We start from the raw sequence: 347 nt of genomic DNA on the forward strand, positions 1-347 counted from the left end.
AGGACTTGGATGCGGCTGCCCGCGCGCTCGACGCGATCCACCGGGGTGTCGACGTACTGCGCACCTTTCCGTTTACGTGCCGCAAGGCTGAAGGGGAAAATCCGTTCCTGCGCGAATTGATCGTATCGTTTGGCTCATCGGGTTATGTCGTGCTGTTCGAGACTGAGGAAGGATACACAGTCACAATCCTCGCGGTACGTTCGCAACGGGAAGAAGACTACTATTGATGGGTTATGGGCATCATCCTTTATTATTTGACATAAGTTGATTTATCGCATTATTAGCGTGTAGCGGCTACGTTGTAATGTCCGCTTTTGGCTAAGTTCAAATGTCCGCTTTTCGGTTCA

At 50.7% G+C, this 347-nt stretch carries 1 protein-coding gene; it reads left to right on the forward strand.

Features of this window, described 5'->3' with window-relative positions:
* A partial coding sequence (locus KPG66_RS17125; protein ID WP_237071643.1) for a type II toxin-antitoxin system RelE/ParE family toxin occupies window positions 1-227 on the forward strand: 227 nt, incomplete at its 5' end.
* Between the last annotated feature and the right edge of the window lie 120 nt (window positions 228-347).

Source organism: Mycetohabitans sp. B2, from assembly GCF_021733735.1.
GTDB lineage: Bacteria > Pseudomonadota > Gammaproteobacteria > Burkholderiales > Burkholderiaceae > Mycetohabitans > Mycetohabitans rhizoxinica.